Genomic DNA, 15,711 nt, shown 5'->3' on the forward strand with positions numbered 1-15,711 from the left:
CTTTTCAAAAGTATATGGCATATTCGCACTACAGGCTATCATCTGCGCAAGCTAAATTTGCATATTGCTACTTACAAGCTTGCTTAAAGAAAGTATGTGGAGTGAAATTGAATTGGTCGGTGTGAGAGGATTTGAACCTCCGACCCCTGACACCCCATGACAGTGCGCTACCAGGCTGCGCTACACACCGACCGAAGGCTGTGAATTATATTGAATATTTGCGCTATGGCAAGACATTTGTTGCAGATTATTCAATGCCTTAAAGAAATTTATTTGTTCGTTCAATATTCGTACGAAAAAATGAAAAATCCATGCTTAATGCTGGATTTTTCATATAAATATAGGCGTGTTAGCCTGGCTCTATTTGTATTCGACTTCGCTGATTTCGACTTCGACGACACCTGCTGGGGTATGAATTGACACAATATCGTCGAGTTCTTTGCCAATTAAGCCTCGTGCAATGGGTGAATTTACCGAAATCAGACCTTTTTTAATGTCAGCTTCGTCATCACCTACAATGCGGTAGCTTGTTTCTTCATCTGTATCAACGTTAATAAAGGTGACTGTGGTGCCAAACACAACTTTGCCTGTGTTTTGTAATTTAGTTACGTCGATTACTTGTGCATTAGACAATTTGCCTTCTATGTCTTGAATTCGACCTTCACAAAAGCTCTGTTGTTCACGCGCAGCGTGGTATTCGGCATTTTCTTTTAGATCACCATGCTCGCGGGCTTCTGCAATTGCAGCAATAATACGTGGGCGCTCTACGCTTTTTAGATGTTCTAACTCTTCGCGCAAGCTTTTCGCGCCTTCCGCTGTCATTGGATAGGTTGTCATGTTTCTTTCTCTTCTTATTCGACTGCGATAGTTACAGATATTCAAAGGCTTTGAAGCAGCAGACATAAAAGAATCCAACTACTAAAAAGCAAAACGAATGCAATAAGCATTCGTTTTATTAGATTTATAATTTTGCGTAAGTATAGTGCAAAATTAGTTGGGTATCATTCTTTTTTGCGCTATTTGATAGACTCTACCCGCTTGTGTAGCTCTTGCACAGACTGCACATTGGATAAAGCATCTGAACTGTTTGAATTCAAAGTAGCAAAAGCTGCATTTAAGGTAGTCGTGTAAGCACATTTGCTGAGCAATGCTTCGCGTCGGATATACACCGAATCGTTTATCGCTTGACGTCCTTCAGTTGTATTCACCACGTAACAATATTGACCATTTTTAATCGCATCAACAATGTTAGGGCGGCCTTCACTTAGTTTGTTTACTTCTTTACAGTTTATCCCTGCAAGCTCTAGCGCTTCTGCTGTACCTTTTGTTGCTTCAAGTACAAAACCTTTATCGAGCATGAGTTTCGCTAATTCAATCAAGCGCACCTTGTCTGTGTTTCTTACAGAGAGCAGTACTTTACCTGCTTCTGGTAAAGGAGCAGAGGCGCCTAAATTAGCTTTTGCATAGGCTTCGGCAAAATCTTCGCCCACTCCCATCACTTCGCCAGTAGAACGCATTTCAGGTCCTAACAAGGGGTCAACGCCTTGGAACTTAGCAAATGGCAAGACGACTTCTTTTACCGAATAGAATGGAGGTAATATCTCTTCAATAACGCCCTGCTCTTTCAAGCTGGTTCCGGCCATCACGCGCGCGGCAACTTTTGCCAAAGGCACGCCCGTTGCTTTAGACACGAATGGTACGGTTCGAGCAGCTCTTGGATTGACTTCAATTAAGTAAACTTCGTCGTCTTTAATGGCGAATTGGGTATTCATCAAACCAAACACGCCAAGTTCAATCGCCATTTGTTTCACTTGAGCACGCATGACGTCTTGAATATCCTGCGACAATGAATAAGGCGGTAAGCTACACGCAGAATCGCCAGAATGCACCCCAGCCTGTTCTATGTGTTCCATAATACCGCCAATCACCACATCTTCACCATCACAGATGGCGTCGATATCCACTTCTATCGCATCATCTAAGAAACGATCAAGTAATACGGGCGAGTCGTTTGATACTTTTACAGCTTCATTGAGGTAACGCTGCAAGTCTTTGAGGTCATACACAATTTCCATGGCTCGGCCACCCAAGACATAGGACGGGCGAACAACCAAAGGAAAGCCAATTTCTTCGGCTTTATCCAAGGCTTCTTGCATGTTGCTCACGGTCGCATTTGCCGGTTGTTTTAAACCAAGCTTGTTGACCATTTGTTGAAAACGCTCACGATCCTCTGCTTTGTCAATCGCGTCAGGCGATGTACCGATTATTGGCACGCCGTTCTTTTTCAAGGCACGCGCCAATTTAAGTGGAGTTTGCCCACCGTACTGAACAATAACGCCCGTTGGTTTCTCTACTCTGACAATTTCGAGTACATCTTCTAAAGTAACCGGTTCAAAATACAATCGGTCTGAGGTGTCATAATCGGTGGAAACCGTTTCTGGGTTACAGTTAACCATAATGGTTTCGTACCCGTCTTCTCGCATCGCCAAAGCCGCATGTACGCAGCAATAATCAAACTCGATACCTTGACCGATGCGGTTGGGACCGCCTCCCAAAACCATGATTTTCTTCTTGTCTGAAGCTTGGGCTTCACACTCTTCATCATAGCTGGAATACATGTAAGCGGTTGAGGTAGAAAACTCAGCCGCGCAAGTATCAACACGCTTATAAACAGGCAAAACGTCAAGCTTAGTTCGATGGTCGCGCAAATCGTCTTCAGCTACTTGGGTAAGCTCGGCCAGACGGGCATCAGAAAAGCCCTTGCGTTTTAAGTTACGCATCAGCGTTTCGTCAATACCGGTTAAGCCCAATCGTTCAACGAGTTTCTCTAGCTCAATCAACTCTTCGATTTGCACTAAATACCAGCGATCAATATTTGTTAGGGCAAATATTTCGTCAACAGACATACCCATTCTAAACGCATCGCCAATGTACCATATGCGCTCAGCACCCGGCTCTCTTAACTCATACACCAACTTATTTCGTGCATCAGGATCGTCTGGGTCGAGAATAGGATCCAGCCCTGATACACCTACTTCAAGACCTCGAAGGGCTTTTTGTAATGATTCTTGCTGGTTTCTGCCAATTGCCATGACTTCACCCACCGACTTCATTTGCGTGGTCAAACGATCGTTTGCACCGGCAAATTTTTCAAAGTTGAAGCGTGGTATTTTGGTCACAACATAATCGATAGATGGCTCAAAGGAAGCAGGCGTTAGGCCTCCTGTAATATCATTAGCAAGTTCATCTAAGGTGAAGCCAACCGCTAATTTGGCAGCAATTTTGGCAATCGGGAAACCGGTTGCTTTTGAGGCTAAGGCAGACGAGCGAGACACGCGCGGATTCATTTCGATAATGACCATGCGTCCATCTTTGGGGTTTACCCCAAACTGTACATTTGAGCCGCCTGTTTCTACGCCAATTTCACGCAACACAGCCATTGCTGCATTGCGCATAATTTGAAACTCTTTGTCTGTTAAGGTTTGTGCAGGTGCAACAGTGATTGAATCACCAGTATGTACACCCATGGGATCAAAGTTCTCAATTGTACATACGATAATACAGTTGTCGGCTTTATCGCGCACCACTTCCATTTCATACTCTTTCCAACCTATCAGCGATTCGTCGATAAGCAACTCAGAAGTGGGAGATAGGTCAAGCCCTCGGGCGCATATTTCATTAAATTCATCAATATTGTAAGCAATCCCGCCGCCGGTTCCACCCATAGTGAAAGATGGCCTAATGATACAGGGGAAACCAATGCGTGAAAGCACATCGTGTGCCTGCTCCATCGAATGAGCAATCTCGGCACGGGGACAAGCTAAACCAATAGATTTCATCGCTTTATCAAAGCGCTCGCGGTCTTCTGCTTTGTCAATCGCATCTGCAGTCGCGCCAATTAGCTCAACATCAAACTCGTCTAACACACCGTGTTTGTTTAAATCTAGAGCACAATTTAGTGCTGTTTGTCCGCCCATCGTGGGTAATATTGCATCAGGTTTTTCTTTCGCGATGATGTTACGAACCACTTCCCACTGGATTGGCTCGATATAAGTCGCATCGGCCATTTCCGGGTCGGTCATAATTGTGGCGGGGTTAGAATTAACCAATATTACTCGATAACCTTCTTCACGCAGCGCTTTACACGCTTGTGCTCCTGAGTAATCGAACTCACAAGCTTGGCCTATAACAATTGGACCAGCCCCTAAAATCAAAATACTTTTGATATCGGTACGTTTTGGCATGTAATCTTCCTATTGTTTAGACTGTTTAATTAATTCAATAAAGTGGTCGAATAAACCCTCTGCATCGTGAGGCCCTGGACTAGCTTCGGGGTGACCTTGGAAACTAAAAGCCGGTCGGTCAGTAAATTCTATGCCTTGGAGAGACTTGTCAAATAAGCTGATATGCGTGACCTCAATATTACTTGGGAGCGTTGATTCGTCAGCAGCAAAGCCGTGATTTTGACTGGTAATCATTACGACATTCTTTCGCAAATCTTTTACGGGGTGGTTGGCACCATGGTGCCCAAACTTCATTTTTACGGTTTTTGCACCAGCCGCCAAGGCAAGTAGTTGATGCCCCAAGCAAATGCCAAAAATAGGCAACTTTTTATCTAAAAATACTTTGATTGCGGCAATTGCATAATCACAAGGCTCTGGGTCACCTGGGCCATTGGATAAGAATATACCATCCGGATTGAGTGCAAGTACCTCCTCTGCGGGTGTCTTCGCAGGCACAACGGTTAGCTTACAGCCGCGATCAACGAGCATACGCAGTATGTTTTTCTTGGCGCCAAAATCATAAGCAACCACATGAAAACATCCGTCTTCTTTGTTTTCATCGTAACCTGAGCCTAAATGCCAAATGCCATCTTGCCATGAATGTACGGCGCTACAAGTTACTTCTTTTGCCAAGTCCATGCCTTTTAGACCTGGGAAAGCCTTGGCTGTGTTCAATGCAGCTTCAATAGCCTGCTCTAAATCTTCTTTTTCGGCATCGAAAGTAGCAATACAGCCATTTTGTGCCCCTTTATCTCTGAGGATACGTGTTAAGCGGCGTGTATCTATATCAGCAATACCAAGAATATTGTTGTCTTTTAAATAATCTGAAAGTGTTTTTTCGTTTCGAAAGCTACTGGCAACAAGGGGTAAATCGCGGATAACCAAGCCCTTAGCCCAAATATTGTCTGATTCCAGATCTTCGGCATTAGTGCCAGTATTTCCAATATGAGGGTAAGTTAACGTAACAATTTGTTCGGCGTAAGATGGGTCAGTAAGAATTTCTTGATAACCTGTCATCGAAGTATTAAAAACCACTTCTCCGACAGCGCTTCCTGAAGCGCCAATTGCGGTTCCTTTGAACACAGAACCATCGGCAAGTACTAATAGGGCAGAAACAGCCAAGTCAACCTCCAAAAATGAGAGATAACTAAGATAAACTTACTTAAAGTAAGAAAATCTATGGTATTGCTCTTTTTTAAGAAAAAGAGAGCAACGTGTCTCCACCAAAATATACAGCATGTTGAGAATAAAAGGCGCTGTACGCCTTGAATTTACTGACTATTTGACAAACATGCCAAACAATCTAACAACACTCAATAATTATTTTTGGCAAATTCCGCGCATTATATACAACAAACTTATATTGGTCTACCGCTTTTTAGCAATAAACCAAATATATAAAAATAGCCTGCTAAAGATAAAATGCCGATGTAATACCTAAAAACTACACTAAACCTAGTACATCCTGCATGGAATACAAACCTTTATTTTGTTCTTTCAACCAACATGCCGCTGTTAATGCGCCTTTCGCGAAGGTCAGCCTTGATGAGGCCTTGTGTGTTATTTCAAGCCTTTCGCCTAGTGTGGCAAACAATGCCGTGTGGTCTCCCACGATGTCCCCTGCTCTTACTGTTGCAAAACCAATAGTTTCAGGACTTCGCTCACCACTAAGGCCTTCTCGACCGTAAATTGCACATTTGCTGAGGTCTCGCCCTAAGGTATTGGCAATGGCATGACCGATAGCCATCGCCGTTCCTGATGGCGCATCCTTTTTAAAACGATGATGCCCCTCGATAATTTCGATGTCAGCATCATCCCCCATGACACTAGCCGCATGTTGAACTAGGTTTAACATCAAGTTGATACCAACACTATAGTTAGCGGCAAATACCACAGGGATGCTTTTAGCAGCCTCGTCAATAAAATTTAGCTGCTCGCCAGTTAAACCTGTCGTACCGATAACAATGGGCTTATTAGCTGCAAGAGCCAATTGTAAGTTTTGCTCTAGCGCTTCAGGTAAAGTAAAGTCTATTAGTACGTCTGCTGTTTTGACAACTTCGTCTGAAAGGGCAGATACCATCACCTGCTGCTTTGCTATACCGGCAAGCTCTCCCGCATCGACACCAATAAAACTCGAACTTTCTCGGACGCTAGCAAAGCCCAACTCGGTATTTACATGACCATGTACAGCTTCTATCAGCACTCGCCCCATTCTGCCATTTGCACCTAAAATTCCTACTTTGATCATCTGTTACTCAGCTTCATAAACAATTGCGCGTATTGTGCATGATGTTCAATAAAATGATAAGTCCAATCTGTTATTGAATAGGCTATTGATAATGGATAATAGCGAACTAATTTTGCTACACTGATTCAAAAACTACGCTATCAACCCTAAATGGGGAAATAGACAAAAACTAACTGGGTTTTATATGCATAAAGTCATTGTTTGGGACTTCCCTACCCGCGCCTTCCATTGGTTGTTGGTCGCTGCATTAGTGTTTCAATATATCTCAGGAGATATACTTGATGACGCTATGCAATGGCACTTTTACATAGGCTATTTTACACTGGGATTACTTATTTTTAGACTTGCTTGGGGCTTTGTTGGTCATGTATATTCTAGATTTGGTATGTTTATTCGCTCCCCCCAAGCAACCTTGTCTTACCTAAAAGGAAAGGATCAACAAGTCTACCTCACTCATAATCCTGCAGGTGCGCTATCCGTCGTTGCCTTACTGACTTTGTTTTTAACCCAAGCGGTTAGCGGACTATTTATGACGGATGACATATTTTTAGAAGGGCCATGGTACGCTGCAGTTGACAAAGAGGTGGCAGATGTAGCCAGCTTTCTACACGGCCAAGTCTATATAGTTCTCATGGCTTTGGCGCTGATTCACATTGTGGCGGTCTTGTATTACCAATTTAAGAAAAAACAAGCCTTAGTACAAAGTATGGTTCACGGTAAAAAAGAAAGTAATAGAGAAGGCCATAAGCCAGTTAAATTCAATAATTTAAAGGCCTTGATAGTGATAGCTATATCGATCCTAACAGTGTATCTGGTGGTGGAGGTGTTACCACCTCCAGTAGACGATAGTTTCTACGACTACTAATCTTTTTTGTAGTCGTCGTGACAAGCTTTACAGGTTGCGCCCACTCCACCAATTGCTTTTCTGTAATTAGCTTCATCTTTTGCTGCTGCGACTTCTTGTAAGTTTTTCGCTGCAGCAATAAAGTCGTTGGATTTGGCTAAAAAGTCAGCTTTGTTAGTCCAGATACTGTCTTCGGCGTCAGAGGGCACTGCAAAAGCGGTAGTATCAGGCACAAAATAGTCTTCAATCATTAATCCTAACTGTTCCATGCGAACACCGTTTTTTTCCATTACCAGTGGATCATAAGGGATGTTACCCTTAGCCATCGCACCTAGTGGCCCCATGTTTGAACGAATCAATTGAAATACAGCTTTGCGGAATTGAATAGCGGTTTTAGCTTGTTTTTCACTTTTAACACCATGCTCATCCGCATTTGCCATGCCTGAGACAGACAAAGCCAACGCGCAACAAATGCCCAATCCGATTTTCTTCATAATTATGTTCCTTTGATGAATAGGTAGTAAAGTATGGTTTGTTGTTCTTATTCGACGTTCAATATAACTAAAGACATTAATACTTACATTTGCAAGCATCGGTTTATTCAAAAGTAATATTTGACCCAAACCGAGATCAAACAACTTGAACTTGGGATAAATATTATGGGTATTTTAGATAAATAACAATAGCTTGGTAATAAGTTGCAAGCTGGGACATAAAGGCAAATGCTGCCAAATACAGTTCCACAGCGATCAAGAGAGGGTTTTCGTTGTTATGTTGTTAATAGGCTTCCCTGCCTTTCCAAGCTTATATTGAGCTTGGTGATATCCCATTTAATTGCTTAACATTCCTTTTAAGTGCTTTCCGCACAACGCCTTTCAAGAGAAACATAGGTTGGAGAAATGCATAAGGCGCTAACAGCGACTAATTAGTAAGGTCGTCAAAGAATTTTTTCACGCCATCAAAAAAGCCTTTTTCCTTTGGGCTATGCTTTGCCGCTGAGCCTGTAATCGAGGCTTCAAATTCTTGCAGTATTTCCCTTTGTTTTGACGATAAGTTGACAGGTGTCTCCAATACAACTTTACAAATCAAATCACCCACTGCGCCAGTTCTTACTGATTTAACACCTTTGCCACGCATCCTAAACATTTTGCCCGTTTGCGTTTCAGAGCTTATCTTAAGTTTAACTTTTCCATCTAAAGTGGGGACTTCAATTTCGCCACCCAAAGCAGCTGTGGTAAAACTAAGTGGAACTTCACAATATAAATTATTGCCATCACGGGTAAATATGTCGTGATCACGCACATTGACTTGTACGTATAGATCGCCCGCTGGTGCGCCATTTTCACCGGCTTCGCCTTCGCCAGACAGTCGAATACGGTCACCTGTATCGACGCCTGCAGGCACTTTAACCGATAGTGTTTTCGTTTTTTCAACGCGCCCTTGGCCTCTGCACGATGAGCACGGGTCTGAAATGATCTTCCCTTTCCCAGAGCAAGTTGGACATGTCTGTTGTACGGCAAAGAAACCTTGGCGCATTTGCACTTGCCCAGCGCCTTTACAAGTCGGACAAGTCGTAGGAGAGGTACCTTTTTTGGCACCCGAGCCGTCACATACCTCACACTCGACAAGAGTAGGCACACGAATTTCGACTTCTTTTCCGCGCACCGCTTCTTCAAGGGTCATTTCTAGATTGTAACGAAGGTCAGCGCCTTGGCGTGCTCTTGACTGGCGACCTCCGCGACCACCACCAAAGATGTCACCAAATACGTCCCCAAAAATATCACCAAAGTCGGCACCACCGCCGCCAAAACCACCCGCACCGCGATTTGGATCAACACCGGCGTGACCGTACTGGTCGTATGCGGCACGTTTGTTATCGTCGGTTAATATTTCGTAAGCTTCTTGGATCTCTTTGAATTTTTCCTCCAAAGACTTATCGCCTTGCGTCCTATCGGGGTGATATTTCATCGCAAGCTTTTTATAGGCTTTTTTGATCTCGCGTTCAGTGGCACTCTTGCCAACGCCTAATACTTCGTAATAGTCTCTTTTGGACATACACTCAACATCCTAGCTTTTTTATACCGATTTCACAGTATCTACAACACAACAGGCGCTAACTTAAAAAGCTGCGCCTGTCGAAGGTCTTACATTAAGTTAACGTTCAACTTATTTTTTGTCGTCGTTAACTTCTTCAAACTCAGCATCAACAACATCATCATCAGCTGGGTTTACTTGCTCAGCACCCGCGCCACCTTCTGGCTGACCAGCCTGAGCTTTGGCTTGCGCAATTTCAACCAGCTTTTGAGAAGCTTGAATCAAGGCTTGACTCTTAGCTTCTATTGCATCTACGTCATCGGCTTTACGTGCTGTTTCTAACTCTGCAATAGCCGCTTCGATAGCTTCTTTATCAGACGCTTGAAGCGCATCACCTGCTTCCTCAATTTGAGTCTTAGTCGCGTGTACTAGACCATCAGCTTGGTTTCTTGCAGCCACTAATTTTTCAAACTTCTCGTCGGCTTCTTTGTTGGCTTCTGCGTCTTGTACCATTTTCTCAATTTCGGCATCACTCAAACCAGAAGACGCTTGAATTGTAATCTTCTGCTCTTTACCGGTATCTTTATCTTTAGCAGACACGTGTAAGATACCATCAGCGTCGATGTCAAACGTCACTTCAATTTGAGGCGTACCACGAGGAGCTGGACGAATGCCCTCTAAGTTGAATTGACCCAAAGATTTATTCCCAGAAGCTTGCTTGCGCTCACCTTGTAACACATGCACGGTTACCGCTGCTTGGTTGTCATCCGCAGTTGAGAAAGTTTGTGATTTCTTAGTAGGAATCGTTGTATTCTTCTCAATAACAGGGGTCATGACACCGCCCATCGTTTCGATACCTAGAGACAAAGGTGTCACATCCAATAGCAATACATCTTTTACGTCACCTGCTAGTACACCACCTTGGATGGCTGCACCGGTTGCTACCGCTTCATCTGGGTTAACGTCTTTACGTGGTTCTTTTCCAAAGAACTCAGCCACGTACTTCTGTACCAAAGGCATACGCGTTTGACCGCCCACCAAAATAATGTCGTTCACGTCACTGACAGAAAGATCCGCATCGGCAAGGGCTTGTTTCACTGGCTCAAGAGATTGCTTAACCATGTCTTCAACTAAAGATTCTAACTTGGCACGGGTTACTTTAATTGCCAAGTGCTTAGGTCCTGAGGCATCTGCAGTAATATAAGGCAAATTAACTTCAGTCTGTTGCGCAGAAGACAGCTCAATTTTCGCTTTTTCACCGGCTTCTTTTAAACGCTGCATCGCTAGTGGATCTTTGCGTAAGTCAACGCCTTGTTCTTTCTGAAACTCTTCTACAAGGTAGTTGATCATGCGGTTGTCAAAATCTTCACCACCTAAGTGCGTATCACCGTTAGTTGCCAGTACTTCGAAGGTGTGCTCACCGTCTGCCTCGTCGATTTCAATAATAGAGATATCAAATGTACCCCCACCTAAATCGTAAACAGCAACAACACTGTCACCTTTTTTCTTATCCATGCCATAAGCAAGCGCCGCTGCTGTTGGCTCATTGATAATACGTTTAACTTCAAGTCCTGCAATACGTCCAGCATCTTTAGTTGCTTGACGCTGAGAGTCATTAAAGTAAGCCGGTACAGTGATAACCGCAGCGGTGACTTCTTCGCCAAGGTAGTCTTCCGCCGTCTTTTTCATTTTTTTCAGTACCTCAGCAGAAATCTGAGGTGGCGCCATTTTTTCGTTGTTTGCTTCAACCCACGCGTCGCCATTATCAGCTTTGACGATGTTGAAAGGCATAATGTCGATGTCACGTTGCACTTCTTTATCTTCAAAGCGACGACCAATTAAACGCTTGATAGCAAACAAGGTATTTTTAGGGTTAGTGACTGCTTGGCGCTTAGCTGGCTGACCTACTAGTGTTTCGCCATCGTTAGCATATGCAATAATTGAAGGAGTTGTGCGATCGCCTTCTGCATTTTCAATCACTTTTGCTTTGTCGCCATCGAGTACGGCAACACATGAATTTGTTGTACCTAAATCGATACCGATAATCTTACCCATGCTTTAATCTCCAGAATTTTTTCGTGTAACTATTTCTTACTAATTCGTAAGTGGGGCTAATAAACCCATTTTCAATGTGTGAATTTCACTTTTATGACAAAAATATGTCTTATAAAGGTCTCGTGATGCTCGCGCTTTTAAAAAGCTTAAGCAGTGGTATCAACCCCTTCGCTCGGTGCTCTAGACACCATTACCATAGCTGGACGAAGAAGACGGCCATTTAATAAGTAGCCCTTTTGCATCACAGCTAACACGGTGTTTGCTGGCACGTCAGCGGACTCTTGCATTGACATTGCCTGATGATGTTCAGGATTGAACGTGTCACCTTGCGGATCAAGCACGCTTAAGCCAAACTTTTCTAAAGTCGCAATAAAACTTTTTTGTGTTAGCTCAACGCCTTCTAACAAGGGTTTTAGCGCTTCATTATCTACATCGACGGATTGCGTAGCACGCTCCAAATTGTCCACAACTGGAAGTAGCTCACCTGCAAATTTTTCAAGTGCAAATTTTCGCGCTTTGTCAACATCTGCTTCTGCGCGTTTGCGGATATTGTCGACTTCTGCTTTTGCGCGGATCACGCTGTCTTTCTGTGCGGCAATAGTTTGGTTTGCTGCAGCTAATTCTTCTTCAAGACTTTTTATTTGCGCTTGTTCAACAGTTAAACCCTCAAGGCCTTCCTCTGTAGACGGTTCTGACTCTGCTGATTCGTTTACTTCGACTTGTTGGTCTTGGTTTTGTTCTTCTGCTGAAACTTCTTCGACTTTATTTTCAGTGTTTTGCTCTGTACTCATTCAACCCTTCTCCGAACGTCAAATACGCGCTATGGCGTCGGTTTTATGCTTCTTTGCTCGGTATAATGGGGATGCTTCTTTTAGCTTCAAGCATCACAATAAAATTATTCCAATATTTTTTACCCAAAGTGCAACACAGCCTACAAAAATTCGTCTATTATTATGACGATTCCCTAGCAATGTAAGGTAACTGATGGAACCCGAAACTCTGCATTATCGAGGTAGTATTGACGAGAGTTTTTTTGCCTTAGAAAGACAAAGCTTACAATTAAGCGCTGAAAAGCTGTTGCGAACGCTATGCAATACAGGCGCATTTGCTCATCTTGGTTTCCTTTTTTTATTTCTGTTAATCGATGCATACTGGTTGGCTGCGGTAAATGTGGTCAGTGTGATTATATGGTTGATCGCAGCCATACAAAATATGCGTCAAAACCAAAAATGGTGTGTGCGCCTGATTGTGTTTGAAATGGTCGCACATGCGCTCATTGTTACTTACACTATGGGGACGTATTTAGGTTTTCACTTTTACCTCTGGCCACTTACAGCATTGATCCTTGTCAGCCCTGTGAAGTCGATAAAAAAAACCATCACTATTTGTTTGTTTATCGCGATTGCCTACTTGCTGACATATATAGTGTCTCAAGAGCGTCCCTACCCTTACGCTCTACCAGAACTAATTCCTTACATTTATTCACTTAACGTTATACTTGCTATCATCCCTTTTATTATTGTCATGCTGTATTTAAAGCGTATTAGTTCAAGCAGTGCAAAGCGCTTTTTTGTTGAGGCAAATACTGACCCCATGACAGGTTGTTTTAACCGGCGTTACGTCGAACAACTGTTTAAAAGTGACGACAGTCAACGCAGACGCAATTTTGAACAATACACTGTAATCATGTGTGATATTGATAAATTGAGTGGATTGAATACGCGATTTGGTCACCAAGTAGCGGATCAAGTCATCAATGCAGTTGCCAATGCCATTCGCGATAACATCAGAGATACAGATTTAATCGCAAGATGGAGTGGCGAGGAGTTTTTAACACTGTTAACCAATGCCTCTCACGAAACAACTCATAATATAGTACAAAAAATACAGCAATCCTTAGAGCAGGACTTTGCTGTGCAAGATATGTCCAACATTCCTATCGACTTATCGTTCGGCATCGCTTCTTCATCGGGTTCAAGTAATTTTCAACATGTCGTAAACATGGCAGACGTGGATTTGTATCAAGCAAAGGCAAAAAAATTGACAGAACGCGAATTTGAAGAAAGATGACTTGCAAGTCTTTTTAGCTGCTGTACCCTTATCAGACTCAGTATAATTTGGACTTGCGGATGACATATCGCACAGTTGGATTAATTGGAAAATCCAGTCACGAAGCCACTTTCAATAGTATCACGCTACTCATCGAAGAGTTGCATGAACGCAATTGTAAGGTATTGCTCGAAAACAAAATTCAAATAAACCTCGACCATGAGGTCGAATCGGTATCTATGCTCGAAATAGGTCGGCGAGCTGATTTAGCAATCGTAGTGGGTGGCGACGGAAATATGCTGGGTGCTGCTCGCGTACTGGCCGAATTCGATATAGATGTAGTAGGTGTAAATAGAGGCAATTTGGGCTTTTTAACGGATATCTCGCCTGATGATATACCGGCACAACTTGCACATATTTTTAATGGTAATATTGCCCGTGAAAAGCGTTTTTTGATTGAGGCCTTAGTATATTCTGGCGAAACACTGGTCGATTCTCACAACGCGGTCAATGAGATTGTCTTGCACCACAGTAAAGTCGCTCATATGATGGAGTTTGAACTTTACATTGAAGATAAATTTGTATTTTCTCAGCGTTCAGACGGATTGATTATTGCCACGCCAACCGGCTCAACCGCTTATTCTTTGTCAGGGGGCGGACCAATCCTGACGCCACATTTAGATGTATTGACTTTAGTCCCCATGTTTCCTCACACCTTGAGTAGCCGCCCTATTGTCGTCGATGCGAACAATGAGATGACACTTAAGATATCAAATAACAATTCCGACAATGTACAGATAAGCTGCGATAGCCACGTGGTGATTTCGGTCAACCCCGGTGATCACGTGATCATTCGCAAAAACTTTAAACACCTGACGCTTATACACCCACCAGATTACAGTTACTTTAACGTACTGAGAAAAAAACTAAACTGGGGAAGCAAGTTGTATTGATATTTTTCAAACTACATGATTAATTGTAGCTAGATGGCATGCTAAAAAGGATATTAGTGTCAATGAAAACTACCGATACCCACCGTATTTTGCTTATGTTGAGTGCTTTACTTTGCTTAAGTAAAGCAGCATTTGCTGATCCCCCATCTACAGAAAAGAAATTACCTTGCGACAAACTAAGCGAAGAGGTCGTTTCAGACACTGATGAGAATACCGTTAAAAGCATCAGTGCGTTTAAACCAGCGCAAATCGTTAAACGAAAAAACCCAAGATACCCCAAATCAGCTGCAATAACAGGGACAGAAGGTTGGGTGAAAATTAATTTTGTTATTGATACTGATGGCAATGTGCAAGATCCAGTAATCAGCGACTCTAGTGGTAACAAAGCAATTACACGTGCAGCAATGAGTGCTGTAAAGAGGTGGAAATACTCTCCCGCAATTAAGGATAATCGAGCAGTACAACAATGCTATAACGAAGTACAATTAGATTTCACACTTCAGAATCAAATTGGTGCCTCAGGAAAATTTATCACCAAATATAAAGAGGCTGAAAAAGCAATGACTGCTGGCGATATGGAACGAGCAGAAAAGCTCATAGAAGCGATGAAAGAAAATGGCGGTGGTAATAGATATGAAAATGCATGGTTGTGGGCATTAGATGCTTCCGTAGCTTCGACCATAAATGATTTACGTAGAGAGCTGAGAAGCATTGACCGCACACTTGCAAGCAGCAACACTCATCAGGGTAAGTATCAGACATTCGACGATGAACAAATAAAATCTTTATATCAACGCAAGTTTGTCTTACACCTGCAATTTAATGAGTTTTCTAGCGCCCTCTACACAGTCGACAAAGTTAAAAAGCTGGCGAACGGTGAAGATATTCTTGCGCCTTTAAATAGCTATATTGAAAAAATAAATTCGCTCATACAAAGTGAACAAAACATTATTGTTAAGCGAAGCCTGTCTGATGAAGGTAAAAACTTTCATTATTTGGTCAGAAACAAATTTGGCTTTACAAAAATTGAAGGGCAATTGGATTCTGTGGAAGTACGCTGCGACTCTCATCACGAAAAATTCACGGTAGCGCTTGATCATACTTGGAATATTCCTGAGTCATGGGGGAGCTGCCGAGTGTTAGTTGAAGGAAAAGCAGGCACTGCATTCAGCCTTGTCGAGTTGGGCAACACTTAGACTATCAAACCTTTCTTAATTCAAAGCTTACGGCGTGAGTTTGCTGTGA

The 15,711-nt window shown here is 42.8% G+C and carries 12 protein-coding genes and 1 tRNA gene; 4 read left to right on the forward strand and 9 right to left on the reverse strand.

What is annotated here, in order from left to right:
• Positions 1 to 113: 113 nt before the first annotated feature.
• The 5 genes from ACFOHL_RS01545 to dapB all read right to left on the reverse strand — a co-directional run bounded on the left by ACFOHL_RS01545 (position 114) and on the right by dapB (position 6,531).
• Positions 114 to 190: transfer RNA gene (locus ACFOHL_RS01545), tRNA-Pro, on the reverse strand.
• 170 nt (positions 191 to 360) lie between these two features.
• The gene (gene greA / locus ACFOHL_RS01550) at positions 361 to 837 is read right to left on the reverse strand and encodes a transcription elongation factor GreA (protein ID WP_376918561.1); all 477 of its coding nucleotides are present in this window, start codon (positions 835 to 837) and stop codon (positions 361 to 363) included.
• Between the two features lie 179 nt (positions 838 to 1,016).
• Positions 1,017 to 4,244: a carbamoyl-phosphate synthase large subunit gene (gene carB, locus ACFOHL_RS01555; RefSeq protein WP_376918436.1), complete on the reverse strand. Its 3,228-nt coding sequence runs from the start codon at positions 4,242 to 4,244 to the stop codon at positions 1,017 to 1,019.
• A gap of 9 nt (positions 4,245 to 4,253) precedes the next feature.
• Complete coding sequence (gene carA, locus ACFOHL_RS01560) at positions 4,254 to 5,405, reverse strand: glutamine-hydrolyzing carbamoyl-phosphate synthase small subunit (protein WP_376918437.1); 1,152 nt, start codon at positions 5,403 to 5,405, stop codon at positions 4,254 to 4,256.
• A 322-nt stretch (positions 5,406 to 5,727) separates the two neighbouring features.
• On the reverse strand, positions 5,728 to 6,531 hold the full coding sequence (gene dapB / locus ACFOHL_RS01565) for a 4-hydroxy-tetrahydrodipicolinate reductase (protein ID WP_376918438.1): 804 nt from the start codon (positions 6,529 to 6,531) through the stop codon (positions 5,728 to 5,730).
• 184 nt (positions 6,532 to 6,715) lie between these two features.
• Here dapB and ACFOHL_RS01570 point away from each other — a divergent pair, with 184 nt between their 5' ends.
• The gene (locus tag ACFOHL_RS01570; RefSeq protein WP_376918439.1) at positions 6,716 to 7,396 is read left to right on the forward strand and encodes a cytochrome b/b6 domain-containing protein; all 681 of its coding nucleotides are present in this window, start codon (positions 6,716 to 6,718) and stop codon (positions 7,394 to 7,396) included.
• On the opposite strand, the gene ACFOHL_RS01575 is transcribed toward ACFOHL_RS01570, so the two are convergent.
• From ACFOHL_RS01575 to grpE, 4 genes are all read right to left on the reverse strand, one after another.
• Complete coding sequence (locus ACFOHL_RS01575; protein WP_376918440.1) at positions 7,393 to 7,869, reverse strand: c-type cytochrome; 477 nt, start codon at positions 7,867 to 7,869, stop codon at positions 7,393 to 7,395. The two genes, ACFOHL_RS01570 and ACFOHL_RS01575, sit on opposite strands and share 4 nt — an antisense overlap.
• A 427-nt stretch (positions 7,870 to 8,296) precedes the next feature.
• A complete protein-coding gene (gene dnaJ / locus ACFOHL_RS01580) occupies positions 8,297 to 9,430 on the reverse strand; it encodes a molecular chaperone DnaJ (RefSeq protein ID WP_376918441.1) in 1,134 nt (377 codons plus the stop codon).
• A gap of 111 nt (positions 9,431 to 9,541) precedes the next feature.
• The gene (dnaK, locus tag ACFOHL_RS01585) at positions 9,542 to 11,464 is read right to left on the reverse strand and encodes a molecular chaperone DnaK (RefSeq protein ID WP_376918442.1); all 1,923 of its coding nucleotides are present in this window, start codon (positions 11,462 to 11,464) and stop codon (positions 9,542 to 9,544) included.
• Between the two features lie 146 nt (positions 11,465 to 11,610).
• A complete protein-coding gene (gene grpE / locus ACFOHL_RS01590; protein ID WP_376918443.1) occupies positions 11,611 to 12,255 on the reverse strand; it encodes a nucleotide exchange factor GrpE in 645 nt (214 codons plus the stop codon).
• Positions 12,256 to 12,448: 193 nt separating this feature from the next.
• Here grpE and ACFOHL_RS01595 point away from each other — a divergent pair, with 193 nt between their 5' ends.
• From ACFOHL_RS01595 to ACFOHL_RS01605, 3 genes are all read left to right on the forward strand, one after another.
• Entirely contained in the window at positions 12,449 to 13,534 is a 1,086-nt protein-coding gene (locus tag ACFOHL_RS01595; protein ID WP_376918444.1) for a GGDEF domain-containing protein, read from the forward strand.
• A gap of 59 nt (positions 13,535 to 13,593) precedes the next feature.
• Positions 13,594 to 14,466, forward strand: a complete 873-nt coding sequence (gene nadK / locus ACFOHL_RS01600; RefSeq protein WP_376918445.1) for an NAD(+) kinase — start codon at positions 13,594 to 13,596, stop codon at positions 14,464 to 14,466.
• Between the two features lie 62 nt (positions 14,467 to 14,528).
• Complete coding sequence (locus ACFOHL_RS01605) at positions 14,529 to 15,662, forward strand: TonB family protein (RefSeq protein WP_376918446.1); 1,134 nt, start codon at positions 14,529 to 14,531, stop codon at positions 15,660 to 15,662.
• Positions 15,663 to 15,711: the final 49 nt, after the last annotated feature.

This window comes from Agaribacter flavus (assembly GCF_042646125.1).
Lineage (GTDB): Bacteria > Pseudomonadota > Gammaproteobacteria > Enterobacterales > Alteromonadaceae > Glaciecola > Glaciecola flavus.